Source organism: Amycolatopsis pretoriensis, from assembly GCF_900107925.1.
Taxonomy (GTDB): Bacteria; Actinomycetota; Actinomycetes; order Mycobacteriales; family Pseudonocardiaceae; genus Amycolatopsis; species Amycolatopsis pretoriensis.
This window is the reverse complement of the sequence record NZ_FNUJ01000008.1, coordinates 18,572-32,664: the sequence shown is the minus strand read 5'-3', so window position 1 is coordinate 32,664 and position 14,093 is coordinate 18,572. Positions and strand designations below refer to the sequence as shown.

At 70.6% G+C, this 14,093-nt stretch carries 13 protein-coding genes and 1 tRNA gene; 6 read left to right on the top strand and 8 right to left on the bottom strand.

Annotated elements, in window-relative coordinates; all coding sequences use genetic code 11:
• Positions 1–13: 13 nt before the first annotated feature.
• A complete protein-coding gene (locus BLV96_RS33545; protein ID WP_086672532.1) occupies positions 14–649 on the top strand; it encodes a nicotinamide mononucleotide transporter family protein in 636 nt (211 codons plus the stop codon).
• Here the strand turns inward: BLV96_RS33545 and BLV96_RS33540 are convergent.
• Together BLV96_RS33540 and BLV96_RS33535 are read right to left on the bottom strand one after the other, a co-directional pair.
• A complete protein-coding gene (locus BLV96_RS33540) occupies positions 630–2,246 on the bottom strand; it encodes an L-lactate permease (protein ID WP_086672530.1) in 1,617 nt (538 codons plus the stop codon). The genes BLV96_RS33545 and BLV96_RS33540 overlap by 20 nt on opposite strands.
• A gap of 125 nt (positions 2,247–2,371) precedes the next feature.
• Positions 2,372–2,965 (bottom strand): TetR/AcrR family transcriptional regulator, encoded by a 594-nt coding sequence (locus BLV96_RS33535; protein ID WP_086672528.1) that lies wholly within the window; start codon positions 2,963–2,965, stop codon positions 2,372–2,374.
• 83 nt (positions 2,966–3,048) lie between these two features.
• On the opposite strand from BLV96_RS33535, the gene BLV96_RS33530 reads away from it, so the two are divergent.
• Positions 3,049–3,792: an SDR family oxidoreductase gene (locus BLV96_RS33530; RefSeq protein WP_086672527.1), complete on the top strand. Its 744-nt coding sequence runs from the start codon at positions 3,049–3,051 to the stop codon at positions 3,790–3,792.
• A gap of 19 nt (positions 3,793–3,811) precedes the next feature.
• Here the strand turns inward: BLV96_RS33530 and BLV96_RS33525 are convergent, their stop codons facing one another.
• Positions 3,812–5,023: an alpha-hydroxy acid oxidase gene (locus BLV96_RS33525; protein ID WP_086672536.1), complete on the bottom strand. Its 1,212-nt coding sequence runs from the start codon at positions 5,021–5,023 to the stop codon at positions 3,812–3,814.
• An 83-nt stretch (positions 5,024–5,106) separates the two neighbouring features.
• Positions 5,107–7,902 (bottom strand): pyruvate dehydrogenase (acetyl-transferring), homodimeric type, encoded by a 2,796-nt coding sequence (gene aceE, locus BLV96_RS33520; RefSeq protein WP_086672525.1) that lies wholly within the window; start codon positions 7,900–7,902, stop codon positions 5,107–5,109.
• A gap of 417 nt (positions 7,903–8,319) precedes the next feature.
• On the opposite strand from aceE, the gene BLV96_RS33515 reads away from it, so the two are divergent.
• From BLV96_RS33515 to BLV96_RS33505, 3 genes are all read left to right on the top strand, one after another.
• On the top strand, positions 8,320–8,751 hold the full coding sequence (locus tag BLV96_RS33515; protein ID WP_086672523.1) for a DUF3052 domain-containing protein: 432 nt from the start codon (positions 8,320–8,322) through the stop codon (positions 8,749–8,751).
• Positions 8,752–8,823: 72 nt separating this feature from the next.
• Positions 8,824–9,285, top strand: a complete 462-nt coding sequence (locus tag BLV96_RS33510; RefSeq protein WP_086672521.1) for a peroxiredoxin — start codon at positions 8,824–8,826, stop codon at positions 9,283–9,285.
• 47 nt (positions 9,286–9,332) lie between these two features.
• Positions 9,333–9,407 (top strand) — tRNA-Val (locus BLV96_RS33505).
• 66 nt (positions 9,408–9,473) lie between these two features.
• Here BLV96_RS33505 and BLV96_RS33500 read toward each other — a convergent pair.
• Both BLV96_RS33500 and BLV96_RS33495 read right to left on the bottom strand, forming a co-directional pair.
• The gene (locus tag BLV96_RS33500; RefSeq protein ID WP_086672519.1) at positions 9,474–10,913 is read right to left on the bottom strand and encodes an MFS transporter; all 1,440 of its coding nucleotides are present in this window, start codon (positions 10,911–10,913) and stop codon (positions 9,474–9,476) included.
• Positions 10,914–11,064: 151 nt separating this feature from the next.
• The gene (locus BLV96_RS33495; protein WP_167379838.1) at positions 11,065–11,559 is read right to left on the bottom strand and encodes a carboxymuconolactone decarboxylase family protein; all 495 of its coding nucleotides are present in this window, start codon (positions 11,557–11,559) and stop codon (positions 11,065–11,067) included.
• Between the two features lie 125 nt (positions 11,560–11,684).
• Here BLV96_RS33495 and BLV96_RS33490 point away from each other — a divergent pair, with 125 nt between their 5' ends.
• Positions 11,685–12,149, top strand: a complete 465-nt coding sequence (locus BLV96_RS33490; RefSeq protein WP_086672515.1) for a MarR family winged helix-turn-helix transcriptional regulator — start codon at positions 11,685–11,687, stop codon at positions 12,147–12,149.
• On the opposite strand, the gene BLV96_RS33485 is transcribed toward BLV96_RS33490, so the two are convergent.
• Both BLV96_RS33485 and BLV96_RS33480 read right to left on the bottom strand, forming a co-directional pair.
• Complete coding sequence (locus BLV96_RS33485) at positions 12,146–12,562, bottom strand: cupin domain-containing protein (RefSeq protein ID WP_086672513.1); 417 nt, start codon at positions 12,560–12,562, stop codon at positions 12,146–12,148. The genes BLV96_RS33490 and BLV96_RS33485 overlap by 4 nt on opposite strands.
• Before the next feature lie 14 nt (positions 12,563–12,576).
• Positions 12,577–14,064 (bottom strand): AMP-binding protein, encoded by a 1,488-nt coding sequence (locus BLV96_RS33480; protein WP_086672511.1) that lies wholly within the window; start codon positions 14,062–14,064, stop codon positions 12,577–12,579.
• Positions 14,065–14,093: the final 29 nt, after the last annotated feature.

The window sequence follows — 14,093 nt, the reverse complement described above, 5'->3', positions numbered from 1 at the left end:
AAAGGGGCGTCAGGTGGATTTCCTGCTGCACCACGGAATCACGGTGCTCGGTCAGTGGATCTCGATCGCGGAGCTCGCCGGGCAGGTGTTCGCGCTGGCGGTCGTGTTCCTCGCGCAGCGTCGCACCTTGTGGACGTGGCCCGTGCAGGTCGGGGCGACCGTGCTGCTCTTCGCCGTCTACGCCTCGGCCCACCTCGGCGGGCTCGCCGCCCGCCAGGTCGCCATCCTCGCCATCTCCGTCTACGGCTGGTGGGCCTGGACCCGCCGGCAGGACCCGGTCTTCGGCGTCGTCGTCCGGCAGGGCCGGCTCGCCGAACGGCTGGCCATGCTGGGCGCCTTCGTCGCCGGCACCACCGTGATGGCCCTGGTCCTCGACGCGCTGAACGCCTCCTGGGCGCCCTGGCCGGACGCCGCCATCTTCGTCGGCACCCTCGTCGCCTTCGGGGCGCAGGGCGCCGGACTGGTCGAGTTCTGGCTGGTCTGGCTGGTCGTCGACGCGATCGGCGTGCCGCTGCAGATCTCCTCCGGCCTGTACTTCTCGGCCGCGATCTACATCGTCTTCGCCGGGCTCGTAGTGCACGGCTGGTGGAGCTGGAACCGCTCCGCGCGCAGCGTCGCGAACCACCAGGTCATGGCAGCATCCAGCTGAGCACCGGCGTGCTCTGCCCGAGCACGATCAGGCACATCACCAGCAGCAGCCCCACGCTCCACGGCAGCACCTTCCGCAGAAGCTTGCCCTCCTCACCCGGCAGGTTCGCGGCCACGCAGGCGATGGTGAGGTTCTGCGGGGAGACCATCTTGCCGAGGACGCCGCCGGAGCTGTTGGCCGCGGCCAGCAGGTCCGCGGCCAGGCCGGTCTTGTTCGCCGCCGTCACCTGCAGCGCGCCGAAGAGGGCGTTCGCCGAGGTGTCCGAGCCCGAGACGGCGACGCCGAACCAGCCCAGCACCGGCGACAGGAACGCCAACCCGGCGCCGGCGGCCGCGATGAACGTGCCGATCGTCGTCGTCTGACCGGACAGGTTCATCACGTAGGCGAGCGCGAGCACGCCGGTCACGGTGAGGATCGCGAACCGCAGCTCCTTCACCGTCGCCAGCCACTCCTGCACCGTGCCGCTCGCCGACACGGCCAGAATCGCGGCCGTGATGATCCCGGCCAGCAGCACGAGCGTGCCGCCGGTGTTGAGGAACGGCAGCGAGAACGTGTTGCCGGACACCGGTTTCCCGTTCGGCCCGGCCACGTTCAGCCCCGGCCAGTGGAACTTCCAGGTCGCCTTGTCCAGCAGCTTCTTGATCGGCGGCAGCACGGCGAGGGAGAAGATCACGATGATCAGCGCGTAGGGCAGGTACGCCTTGACGACGTCGTTGCGCGAGTCCTCCGGCGGGGCTTCCTCGGTCGCCGTCCCGCCGGTGCCGATGCTGATCCGGACGGCTTCGGGCACCGGGCGGCGGGTCTGGGGGAGCGCGACCAGCGCGGCGGCCCCGGCGAGCGCGGCCCCGATGTCGGCCAGCTGCGGTGCCACGAAGTTGGACGCGAGGAACTGGACGAGCCCGAACGCGACGCCGCAGACCAGCGCGGGCAGCCAGGTGTCCTTCAGGCCGCGCTTGCCGTCGACGATGATCACCAGCAGCAGCGGGACGACCAGTGCGAGCAGCGGCGTCTGGCGGCCGACGATCGACGAGACGTCCTGCAGCGGCAGCCCGGTGACCTGGGCGAGGGTGACGACGGGCGTGCCCATCGCGCCGAACGCGACCGGCGCGGTGTTCGCGACCAGCGCGACGACGGCGGCCTTCACCGGGTGGAAGCCGACGGCGACGAGCATGACGGCGCTGATCGCGACCGGTGCCCCGAAGCCGGCGAGGGCTTCCATGAGCGCGCCGAAGCAGAAGGCGATGATCAGCGCCTGGATGCGCGGGTCGTCGGAGACCCGGCCGAACGAGCGGCGCAGGACGTCGAAGTGCCCGGTCCGCACGGTGAGCCGGTAGATCCACAGCGCGTTGACGACGATCCACATGATCGGCCACAGCCCGAACGCGGCGCCCGACAACGCGCCGGAGACGGCCTGGACGACCGGCATGCCGTAGGCGGCGATCCCGACGACGAGCGCGACGAGCAGCCCGATGAGGGCGGCGTGGTGCGCCCGCATCCGGACGACGCCGAGGAGCACGAGGACGGTGGCGAGCGGCAGCACGGCGACGAGCGCCGACAGGCCCAGCGAACCGAGGGGAGTCACGTCTTGCGTGTACACAGCCTGTACGAACACGGGCGACCTCCGTTTTCCACGATGCGAAAACGGCCTTTCGGCGGGTGCCCGAGATCTTCGTCACAAACCGGTCGGTCCGTCAAGAACTTGAGACCGGTTGGCCCAATCGGTCAGCGGCTGACCGGCAGTACGGTGAGCGCGGTTTCCGCGATGCCGCGCAGGTCGGCCTGGTCGCAGCCGCCCTTGCCCAGGGCTTCGATGCCGCGCATGGTCGCCAGCAGGAGGCCGGCCAGCCGGGCCGGGTCGTGGCCTTCGGCGAGGTCGCCCGCGCGCTGGGCTCCCGCGACGCAGGCCGTCAGCAGGCCGTTCAGCTCGCGGAACGCCTGGCGGGCGCGGGCCGCGATCTCCGGGTCGTGCTCGGCGCACTCGGCGGCGGCCTTCGCGATGAGGCAGCCCCGGTGGATGTCGTCCGCGGCGACGGCTTCGGCGTCGGCCAGGACGTAGTCGCGCAGCCGCTGGTAGGCCTCGCTGTCGGGACCCTCGAGCTTGCGTCGCGCGCCTTCGACGGCGGTGGCGCAGTGGTCGTCGAAGACGCGCACGAAGAGGGCGTGCTTGTCGCCGAAGGCGCCGTAGAGGCTGCCCTTGCCGAGGCCGGTCGCGGCGGCGATGTCGTCGATCTTCGTGCCCGCGTAGCCGGTCGACCAGAACCGGTCCCGCGCCGTGCGCAGGACCGCGCCTTCGTCGAAGCTTCGCGGTCTCGCCATGGCTTCAGGATAGGCATTCTTGACTACTTCGTCCAGAACGGCGTACGTTCTGGACGAGACAGTCAAGAACTCGGGAGGGCAGCATGAAGCTGGAGAACAAGACGGCGCTCGTGACCGGCGCCGGAACCGGCATCGGCCTGGGGATCGCGAAGCGGTTCGCGGCCGAAGGCGCGCACGTCTTCGTCACCGGACGGCGCAAGGAGGTCCTCGACGACGCCGTCGCCGAGATCGGCGGATCGGTGCGGGCGATCCGCGCCGATTCCTCCAACCTCGCCGACCTGGACGAGGTCTACCGCGCGGTGGCCGAGCGCGGGCAGGGCTTGGACGTCGTCGTGGCCAACTCCGGCGGTGGCGTCACAGCCCCGCTGGGCGAGATCACCGAGGAGCAGTTCGACGGCACGTTCGGCACGAACGTCAAGGGCGTGCTGTTCACCGTGCAGAAGGCACTGCCGCTGCTCAACGACAAGGCGTCGATCATCCTCACCGGCTCGACGACGTCGACGCGCGTGGCGCCGGGCATGAGCGTCTACGCGGCGACGAAGGCCGCCGTGCGCAACTTCGCCCGTACGTGGGCGCTGGACCTGCAGGGACGCGGGGTGCGCGTCAACGTCCTGAGCCCCGGGCCGACGCTCACCCCGGGCCTGCTCGGCCTGGCCGAGCCCGGCGCGCAGCAGGCGATGGTGGAGCAGATGGCGAGCGCGGTCCCGCTGGGCCGGCTCGGCGACCCGGCGGAGATCGCGGCCGCCGCCCTGTTCCTGGCCACCGACGAGGCGAGTTTCGTCAACGGCGTCGAGTTCTTCGTCGACGGTGGCCAGGCACAGGTTTAAACGTTTCAGCCTTACTTGGTCACCGCAGTGTCGCGTGGCTCGGCGTCAGGTCCTTGAGGGTCCGGACGCCGAGCAGCTGCATCGTGCGGACCATCTCGGTGCGCAGGATGTCGACGCACCGCTGGACACCGCGCTCGCCGCCGGCCATCAGGCCGTAGAGGAACGCGCGGCCGATCAGCACCGCGTCCGCGCCGCGGGCGATCGCCGCGACGATGTCGCCGCCGGACAGGATGCCCGTGTCGACCCAGACCTCGGCGCCGCCCTGGACCTCGTCCAGCACCGCCGGCAGCAGCTCCAGGGGTGTCGGGGCGCGGTCGAGCTGGCGGCCGCCGTGGTTCGAGATGAGGACCGCGTCGGCGCCGTGCTTCACGACGTCCCGCGCGTCGTCGACGTTCTGCACGCCCTTGACGACGAGCTTGCCCGGCCAGGTCTGGCGGACCCAGTCGAGGTCGTCGAAGTTGAGCGTCGGGTCGAAGAGCTTGTTCAGCAGCTCGGCGACCGTGCCCCCGAAGTGGTTGAGCGAGGCGAACTCCAGCGGCTCGGTGGTGAGCAGGTTGAACCACCACGCCGGGTGCGTCGCGCCGTCGAGGAACGTCTTGAGCGTCAGCGCCGGCGGGATCGTCAGGCCGTTGCGGACGTCGCGCAGGCGCGCGCCGCCGACCGGGGTGTCCACGGTCAGCATGAGCGTGTCGAAGCCGTTCTCCCACGCCCGATTCATCAGATCTTCACCGGCGCCGTGGTCGCGCCAGACGTAGAGCTGGAACCACTTGCGGGCGCCCGGCGCGGCCGCGGCCAGGTCCTCGATCGACGTCGTCGCCATCGTCGAGAGGCCCATCGGGATGCCGTTGCGCTCGGCGACGCGGGCGACCGCGCTCTCGCCCTCGTGCTGCATCATCCGCGTGAACCCGGTGGGGGCGAAGGCGAACGGCAGTGCCGAGGTCTTGCCGAGGATCTCCCGCGTGGTGTCCACATCGGACACCCCGCGCAGCACGTTCGGGTGGAACTCGACCCGGCGGTAGGCCTGCCGCGCGCGACGCAGGCTGTCTTCGAGCTCGGCCGCGCCGTCGGTGTAGTCGAAGGCGGCCCGCGGGGTGCGCTTGCGCGCGGCCATCCGCAGGTCGGCGATGGTGTGCGCGTTCGCCAGCCGCCGTTCGGTCGGGTTCAGCACGATCGGCTTGGGTCGCAGGATCTGCTTCAGCTCATCCGGCTTCGGCAGGCGGCGCTTGGTCACCTTCATCAACTCCCTAACGAGCTACACGGCATGAGGAGCCCGGCAGACATCGGATGTCTGCCGGGCTCCTTTCTAGCACCAGGTCACGCGCTCCCGGAATCCGACGTCTGCGGCCCGGCGGCCGCGATGTCGTCGAGCCGGTACTTCGTGGCCGCTTCGAGGACCTTCGCCTGGTCGACCTCGCCGCGCTTGGCGAGGATCGACAGCGCGCCGACCGTGATCGACTCGGCGTCGACCAGGAACTTCCGCCGCGCGGCGGGCCGCGTGTCGGAGAAGCCGAACCCGTCCGTGCCCAGCGTCAGCATGTCGGTCGGGACGTACGGGCGGATCAGGTCCGGCACCGCGCGCATCCAGTCCGACACGGCCACGACCGGCCCGTTGGCGCCCTGCAGCTTCTCGGTGACGAACGGCACGCGCGGCTCGCTGCCCGGGTAGAGCAGGTTGTCGTGGTCGATCTCGACGGCTTCGCGCCGCAGCTCGGTCCACGACGTCGCCGACCACACCGCGGCCCGCACGCCCCACTCCTCGGAGAGGAGCTTCTGCGCCTTGAGCGCGTCCGGCATCGTGACGCCCGAGACGAGGATCTGCACCTCCGGTCCGTCGCCCGACGGCGCGTCCGCGTACTTGTACAGGCCCTTGAGCAGGCCGTCGACGTCGAGGTTCTCCGGCTCGGCGGGCTGCTGGTACGGCTCGTTGTAGATCGTCATGTAGTAGAAGACGTTCTCGCCGTTGCCGTCCGGGCCGGTCTCGCCGTACATCCGGCGCAGGCCGTCCTTGACGATGTGCGCGATCTCGAACGACCACGCCGGGTCGTACGCCACGGCGGCCGGGTTGGTCGCCGCCAGCAGCAGCGAGTGCCCGTCCGCGTGCTGCAGACCCTCACCCGTCAGGGTGGTCCGGCCGGCGGTGGCGCCGAGGACGAACCCGCGGGCCATCTGGTCGGCGGCCGCGTAGAGGCCGTCACCGGTGCGCTGGAACCCGAACATCGAGTAGAAGATGTAGATCGGGATCATCGGCTCGCCGTGCGTCGCGTACGACGTGCCGACGGCGGTGAACGACGCGGTCGAGCCCGCCTCGTTGATGCCCTCGTGCAGCAGCTGGCCCTTCTCGGACTCCTTGTAGGCCAGCATCAGGCTCGCGTCGACCGACGTGTACGTCTGGCCGTGCGGGTTGTAGATCTTGGCCGTCGGGAACATCGAGTCGAGGCCGAAGGTGCGGGCCTCGTCCGGGATGATCGGGACGACGCGCTTGCCGATCTCGGAGTCCTTCGCGAGCTCGCGGACCAGCCGGACGAACGCCATCGTCGTGGCGACCTCCTGCTTGCCGGAGCCCTTCCGGATGCCCTCGTAGACCTTGTCGCCGGGCAGCACGAGCGCCTTGGCGGCCTTCGGACGGCGTTCCGGCAGGAAGCCGCCGAGCGCCTTGCGTCGCCCGATCAGGTACTCGATCTCGGGCGAGTTCGCGCCCGGGTGGTAGTACGGCGGCAGCTTCGGGTCGCGCTCGAGCTCCTCGTCGCTGATCGGGATCCGCTGGGAGTCGCGGAACAGCTTGAGGTCGTCGAGGGTGAGCTTCTTCATCTGGTGCGTGGCGTTGCGGCCCTCGAACGCCGGGCCCAGGCCGTAGCCCTTGATCGTGTGGGCCAGGATCACGGTCGGCTGGCCGTGGTGCTCCAGCGCCGACTTGTACGCCGCGTACACCTTGCGGTAGTCGTGGCCGCCGCGCTTGAGGTTCCAGATGTCGGCGTCGGAGAGGTCCTTGACCAGGTCCTTCGTCCGCGGGTCGCGGCCGAAGAAGTGCTCCCGGACGAAGGCGCCGTCGTTGGCCTTGTACGTCTGGTAGTCGCCGTCCGGCGTCACGTTCATGAGGTTGACCAGGGCGCCGTCTCGGTCGGCGTGCAGCAGCGAGTCCCACTCGCGGCCCCAGATGACCTTGATGACGTTCCAGCCGGCGCCGCGGAAGTACGACTCCAGCTCCTGGATGATCTTGCCGTTGCCGCGCACCGGGCCGTCGAGCCGCTGCAGGTTGCAGTTGATCACGAAGGTCAGGTTGTCGAGACCCTCGCCGGCCGCGACGTGCACCAGGCCGCGGGACTCGGCCTCGTCCATCTCGCCGTCGCCGAGGAACGCCCAGACGTGCTGGTCGTCGGTGTTCTTGATGCCGCGGTCGCGCAGGTAGCGGTTGAACCGCGCCTGGTAGATCGCGTTCATCGGGCCGAGGCCCATCGACACCGTCGGGTTCTCCCAGAACTCCGGCATCAGCCGCGGGTGCGGGTACGACGGCAGGCCGCCGCCCTCGCCGGCGTGGCTGAACTCCTGGCGGAAGCCGTCGAGCTGCGACTCGGAGAGCCGGCCCTCGAGGAAGGCGCGGGCGTAGATGCCGGGGGAGGCGTGGCCCTGGATGTAGATCTGGTCGCCGCCGCCGGAGTGGTCCTTGCCGCGGAAGAAGTGGTTGAAGCCGACTTCGTACAGCGCGGCGGACGAGGCGTAGGTCGAGATGTGGCCGCCGACGCCGACACCGGGACGCTGCGCGCGGTGCACCATGATCGCGGCGTTCCACCGGATGTAGGCCCGGTAGCGGCGCTCGATCTCCTCGTCACCGGGGAACCACGGCTCGTTCTCGGTGGGGATGGTGTTGACGTAGTCCGTCGAGGTCAGCGCCGGGACGCCGACGTTCCGCTCGCGGGCCCGCTCGAGGATGCGCAGCATCAGGTACCTGGCCCGCTGCTGCCCGCCCCTCGCGAGGGCCTCGTCGAAGGAGTCCAGCCACTCGGCGGTCTCCTCCGGGTCGATGTCGGGCAGGTGCGCCGCCAATCCGTCACGGATGACGCGTACGCGTGCCGGGGTCTCCTTGCCGGAGGCGCCGTCGTTCTGCGGGGCCAAGGGGTCTCCTTGCGAAAAGTTGCAGCCGGTGGTGCTCGTACTCGGGGGTGTACGACTCTCCATCGTCGTCTTCCGTCCCGGCTTCCGCACCGCTACTTGGCGGTAACATCGGCCGACCCGGTCGGGCCACTCCCCGCGCGCGGTGTATCGCGCGCGCGTTTTCTTCTCCCCCACCCTAGGGGACGGCACCCGATGGGGTGGCAGACCGGTCGCCCGAGGTACCCGAAACGCCGTCGCGGAAGGCCGGTCGCGGGCCGTATCCTGCGACACGAGTTGTCAAAGATCCGGTGTGGACGGTTGCGCGCGGAGCCTCACCAGTGTTCGCTATCGGCAACCGGGTCGCCGAGTGTGGCGCCGCCGTACCCTCGCGAGGGGTGCCGGACGCCACACTCCGTCGTAGTTGGAGGAGTGAAAGCAGTGGTCGCCGCGGGAGACGCTGATCAGAGCAGCGTCGCCGAGAGGCTCGGCATCAAGCCCGAGATGGTGGTCCAGGAGATCGGCTGGGACGAGGACGTCGACGACGACCTCCGCGCGGCGATCGAGGAGCAGATCGGCGGGGACATCCTCGACGAGGACGCCGACGAGGTCATCGACGTGGTGCTGCTGTGGTGGCGCGAAGACGACGGCGATCTCGGGGACGCGCTCATCGACGCCAGGGGCCCCCTGGAAGAGACGGGCGTGATCTGGGTGCTGACCCCGAAGACGGGACAGCCCGGGCACGTCGAGCCGAGCGAAATCGCCGAAGCGGTGCCCGCCGTCGGACTGGCCCAGACCGCCAACATGAGTGTCGGCGCGAACTGGATCGGGACGCGTCTGGTCTCCCCCAAGTCGAAGTCCAAGCAGCGCTGAACCGGTCCCGCCCGGCTGACACGATAGGGTTGTCGTCGCAGGCACGTGTCCGTACGGGAGAGGAAACGCGGTATGACCGTCGAGGTCGGTTCTGAGGCCCCTGACTTCACGCTCAACGACTACAACAAGCAGCCGGTGCAGCTGTCGTCCTTCCGGGGCGACAAGCCGGTCCTGCTGGTCTTCTACCCGTTCGCGTTCAGCGGCATCTGCACCGGCGAGCTCTGCCAGCTCCGCGACGAGTTCGCGGACTACGACGGCAAGGGCGTCCAGGTCCTGGGTGTGTCGGTCGACACGCCGTTTTCGCTGAAGGCGTGGGCCGAGAAGGAGGGCTACCAGTTCCCGCTGCTGTCCGACTTCTGGCCCCACGGCGAGGTGGCCCAGGCTTACGGGGTCTTCAACTCCGACGCCGGCTTGGCCGTGCGGGGGACGTTCCTGATCGACACGTCCGGTGTCGTCCGGTTCGCCGAGGTCAACGCGCCGGGTGAGGCGCGTGACCAGCAGGGCTGGAAGAAGGCCGTGGCCGAACTGGTCTGATTTTCCTTTCGGGCGGCGGTTCCCAGGTGTGGGGCCGCCGTCCGAGGGGGCGCATAGCTCAGCGGAAGAGCACTCGGCTTACACCCGAGCGGTCGCAGGTTCGAACCCTGCTGCGCCCACCAGAACCCCGGTGGCGAAGCGGCCCGCACGCCGGAGCATGCGGGCCGCGGCTCAATGGCCGTTGAGCGTCACAGCGCGACGGCCTCCGGTTCGCGGACCGGTGCCGGGCGCATCGTCGTCACCAGCAGGGCCAGCCCCGCGAACAGCGCCGCCGCGATCACGCCCGTCACGTTCAGCGCCGCCGTGAATGCCTCCTGAGCCTGCGAAGCCAGCTCCGGGCGCGTCACGTCCGCCGCCAGCGTTGTGCCCGCCGGGAACGCCGCGTGGTAGACCGCCGTCGCCGTCAGGCCGATCAGGGCCAGGCCCAACGAGCCGCCCAGGTAGTTGCCCGTGTCCGCCATCGAGGCCGCCGAGCCCGCGCGCTCCGGCGGGACCGCGCCGACCACCAGGCCGATGCCCAGCGCGAACAGCGGGCCCGTGCCCAGCGTCAGGACCGCGATCCCCAGCACCACCAGCGGCAAACCGTCCGTGACGGCCAGCAGGACACCGCCCAGGGAAGAGACCGCCAAGCCGCCCGCGATCGCCGTCGCCGGGGTCATCCGGCGGGTCAGGGACGGCGCCGTCATCGTCCCGGCCGCCACGCCCAGGCCCATCGGCGCGAACAGCAGCGCCGACGCCAGCGGCGAATACCCCAGGACGCTCTGCAGGTACTGCGTCACCAGCAGCCCGACCCCCGCCATCGCGACCCCGGCGAACACCAGCGCGACCAGCACCGCCGTGAACGGCCGGTTCCGGAACAGCCGCAGGTCCAGCAGCGACGACGTCCGCAGCTGCCGCCGGGCGAACACCACGCCCAGCGCCGTCCCCGCCACCAGCGCCGCGAGCGGCACCGCGAGCTCGCCGGCCGCCAGCTGCTTCAGGCCGAACACGATCAGCAGCACCGCCGCCAGCGAAAGGCCGACGCCCGCGAAGTCGAGCCGGCCGGCCGCGGGCGCGCGGAACTCCGGCAGCAGGAACGGGCCGGCGAGCAGCAGCACGCCCATCGCCGGGACGGCGACCAGGAAGACCGAGCCCCACGCGAAGTGCTGCAGCAGGAACCCGGCGAGCACCGGACCGGCCGAGCCGCCCGCGAACTGGCACGTCGCCCAGATCGAGATCGCCTTCCCGCGCTGCTTCTCGTCGCGGAACATGTTCGTGATCAGCGCGAGCGTCGACGGCATCAGCGTCGCCCCGGCGACCCCGAGCGCCCCGCGGACGACGATGAGCATCACCGGGCTGGTGGCGAAGGCGGCGACGACGGAGAGGACCGCGAAGGCGCCACCACCGGCGAGCAGCAGCCGCCGCCGGCCGATCCGATCGCCGAGGGTGCCCATCGTGATCACGAACCCGGCGACGACGAAGCCGTAGCTGTCGGTGATCCACAGCTGTTCGGTGGCACTCGCCCCGAGGTCGGCGCTGAGCTGCGGCAGCGCGAGGAACAGCGAGGTCATGTCCATCGCGACGAGCAGGGTGGGCAGCACGAGCACGATCAGCCCCAGCCACTCCCACCGTCCGGCCGGCTTGTCCATTTCGACTCCTTCTCGGTGGTGCGGAACACCACGGGGTCGGAGCCGGCCGCGAGCGCCGGACACGGCGGAAGTGAGACCTGGGTCACATTAACCGCCGGGGTCGAGCGCGCGAGTGGCCGGTGGGCCGCCGGTGACGGCGGCCCCTCGGGCCTCACGCGGCATGCCACTCGTGCGCGGCGAAGGCCTCGTCCAGCGGGGCACCCGTCAGGCGGTTCGCGAACGTCGACAGCGTGTACGTCCCGATGCCCAGCACCACTTCCAGGGCGTTCCGGGTCGTGTAGCCGGCGTCGGTGAACGCGGCCAGGTCCGCGGGCGGGACGTCGCCGGTCGTGTCCAGGACCGTCAAGACGAACCGCCGCAACGCCTCCAGTCTCGGCGAAGGTAACGAAGACTGTGCGCGCAACGCCGAAACCAGCTCCGGCGGAGCCGAAAGCCCGTGCAGGGTGGCCGTGTGCATCGCCACGCACAGGTGACACCCGTTTCGGGCCGCGACCGTCATGATCAGCACTTCGCGGTCCAGCGCCGGCAGTGTCGCCGACTCGAAGATCGAGTTGAGCTTGAGGAAACCGTTCAGCAGCTCCGGCGACGTCGCCAGGCGCGCGACTGCGGACGGGACGCGGCCGAACTTCTTCGCGGTGGCCGCCATCGCCGGGCGGGCGGCCGGGGGTGCAGACTCCGGGGTGTGATCGGGGAACAAGACGTCTCCAGACGTAGGATCGACAACGTGGTTGTCGAAACCGTAAACCTGGTTGTCGAAAAGAGCAAGGGGCGATGACCGACACGCCCGGCTACGAGCTGCCCTTCCTGCTCTTCGGCGGCTTCCGCACGCTCATCGACCGCCTCCACGCCGAGCTCGCGCGCCGCGGGCACCCGGACGTGCGGCCGTCGTACGGCTTTGCCATGCAGGCCATCGGGGTCCAGGGCGCGACGGCGTCGGAGATCGGCCGCCGCCTCGGTGTCTCGAAGCAGGCGGCGGGCAAGACGGTCGAGCGGCTCGAGGCGCTCGGGTACGCCGAACGCGCCGACGACCCCGGCGACGCGCGCCGCAAGATCGTGCGGCTCACCGCCCACGGCGTCGACGCGCTGACGAAGTCCGCGGAGATCTTCGACGACCTGCGAAAGGACTGGGCTCGCACGGTCGGTGCGGAGCGCATCGCCGCCCTCGAGACGGACCTGCGCGCGGTCGTCGGCCCCGCCGCGTACCGGCTCGACGCGGCGGGCTGGTTCTCGAGCTAGAAACCGCAGCCCGGGTCCGGCGCGTCCTCCGAGAGCGGGCTGCCCGCGGGGAGCACGTACAGGACCTCGAGCACCAGCGGCGTCGACCCGAGGTTGCGGCCGATGTGCACCTGGTCCGGCTTCTCGGTGAACGCGCGCCCGGTGGTGAAGACGCCGTCGAGGCTGCAGTCGGCCAGGTTGTGCGTCAGCGTCCCGGATTTCACGTACGCGTAGAGCGTGCCGTCGTGGAAGTGCCAGCCGGTGTAGCCGCCGGGCTGGATGGTGATCTCCCGCAGCGTGTAGTCGGTGTGGCCGATGGTCTTCCGGTCCAGGATCGTGCCGGCGACGCCGCTGCCGGGCGTCGCGGACGCGGTCCCGGAGGCCAGCGTGATGGCCAAAGCGGTCGTGGCGAGGATCGTGCAGGTCTTGCGCATCGGGCAGTTCCCCCTCAAGTCTTGCGCAGGGTGCGCCGCATCATCTTGCCCGATTCGGTGCGCGGCAGGCGATCGGTGAAGTCGAACCGCTTCGGCGTCTTGAACCCGGCCAGCGCCGCCCGGCAGTGCTCGGCCAGCCGCGCCGCGAGGTCGTCGTCCGCGGCGACGCCGGGGACCGGCTCGATGACCGCGATGACCCGCTGTCCCCACTCCTCGTCCGGCTCGCCGATCACCGCGACATCCGCGACGTCCGGGTGCGAGAGCAGCCGCGCCTCGACCTCGGCCGGGTAGATGTTGACTCCGCCGGAGAGGATCAGGTCGGTCCGGCGGTCGAGCAGGAAGACGCGGCCTTCGGCGTCGCGGTGGCCGAAGTCGCCGACGGTGATGAATTCGCCGGACCGGTTCGCCGCGGTCTTCTCCGGGTCGCCGAGGTAGTCGATGGCGGTGTGCGCGGAGCTGAACCAGATCGTGCCCGGCTTGCCGGCCGGCACCTCGGCGCCGTCGTCGTCGAGGATCTTCAGCCGCACGCCGGTCAGCGGCCGGCCGACGGTGCCCGGCGCGGCCAGCCACTGCGCCGCCGTGACGCCGCAGATCAGCCCTTCCGAAGCGCCGTAGTACTCGTGCACCACCGGGCCGAGCCAGGCGATCATCCGCTCCTTGACCTCGCGCGGGCACGGCGCCGCGCCGTGGATGACGCTGGTGAGGCTCGCCGTGTCGTACCGCGCGCGGACGTCCTCGGGCAGCCGCAGCATGCGGTGGAACATCGTCGGCACGAGGTGGGTGTCGGTGACGCGGTGCTCCTCGATGAGCCGCAACGCCTCTTCGGCGTCGAAGCGGTCCATCAGCACCGCGCTGTGCCCGAGGTGCATCGCGTTGACGGCGAACGAGCCGGGCGCGGCGTGGTAGAGCGGGCACGCGACCAGGTGCACGCCCGGCCCCGGCTCGACGCCGAACAGTTCCAGGAGGTCGCGGTGGATCGGGTGCAGCGACGGCGGATTCCCGCTGAGCGCGCGCCGGACGCCCTTGGGCCGCCCGGTGGTCCCCGACGTGTACAGCATCGTCTGGCCCGCGGTCCGCGGTTCCGGTGGCGTCGACGGCTCGTCCTCGCCCCAGGACGCGTAGTCGCCCCAGCCGTCGGCCGATCCGACGGAGAACCGCGGCAGGTCGAGATCGCATTCGCGCGCGATGTCCGCGTCGGCGACGACGACTCGCGCACCGCTGTTCTCCACGACGTAGGCGATTTCGGCGGGCGAAGACCGGTAGTTGACCGGGGTGAAGTACATCCCGGCCTGCAGCGTGGCGAACAGCAGCTCGAAGTAGGGGAGTCCGTTGTGGACGATCGCGACGACGCCGTCGCCCGGGCCGAGCCCCAGCCGGTGCAGCGCGTGCGTCAGCCGGTTCGCCCGCGCGGCCAGCTCGCCGAAGGTCGCGGCGGTCCCGTCGGGCGCGAGCACCGCGAGCCGGTCCGGGTGCTGCTCGGCGACGTCGAAGAAGGTGCTCACACCGGCACGCTACCGGGTACCGTGCGACG

Bases quoted from the DNA above. Each gene is read 5' to 3' on its own strand.
- BLV96_RS33495 (WP_167379838.1), bottom strand. From the start codon at position 11,559: ATGGCGGCCACCGCGAAGAAGTTCGGCCGCGTCCCGTCCGCAGTCGCG.
- BLV96_RS33485 (WP_086672513.1), bottom strand. From the start codon at position 12,562: ATGCGCAAGACCTGCACGATCCTCGCCACGACCGCTTTGGCCATCACG.
- BLV96_RS33530 (WP_086672527.1), top strand. From the start codon at position 3,049: ATGAAGCTGGAGAACAAGACGGCGCTCGTGACCGGCGCCGGAACCGGC.
- BLV96_RS33500 (WP_086672519.1), bottom strand. From the start codon at position 10,913: ATGGACAAGCCGGCCGGACGGTGGGAGTGGCTGGGGCTGATCGTGCTC.
- BLV96_RS33490 (WP_086672515.1), top strand. From the start codon at position 11,685: ATGACCGACACGCCCGGCTACGAGCTGCCCTTCCTGCTCTTCGGCGGC.
- BLV96_RS33535 (WP_086672528.1), bottom strand. From the start codon at position 2,965: ATGGCGAGACCGCGAAGCTTCGACGAAGGCGCGGTCCTGCGCACGGCG.
- BLV96_RS33510 (WP_086672521.1), top strand. From the start codon at position 8,824: ATGACCGTCGAGGTCGGTTCTGAGGCCCCTGACTTCACGCTCAACGAC.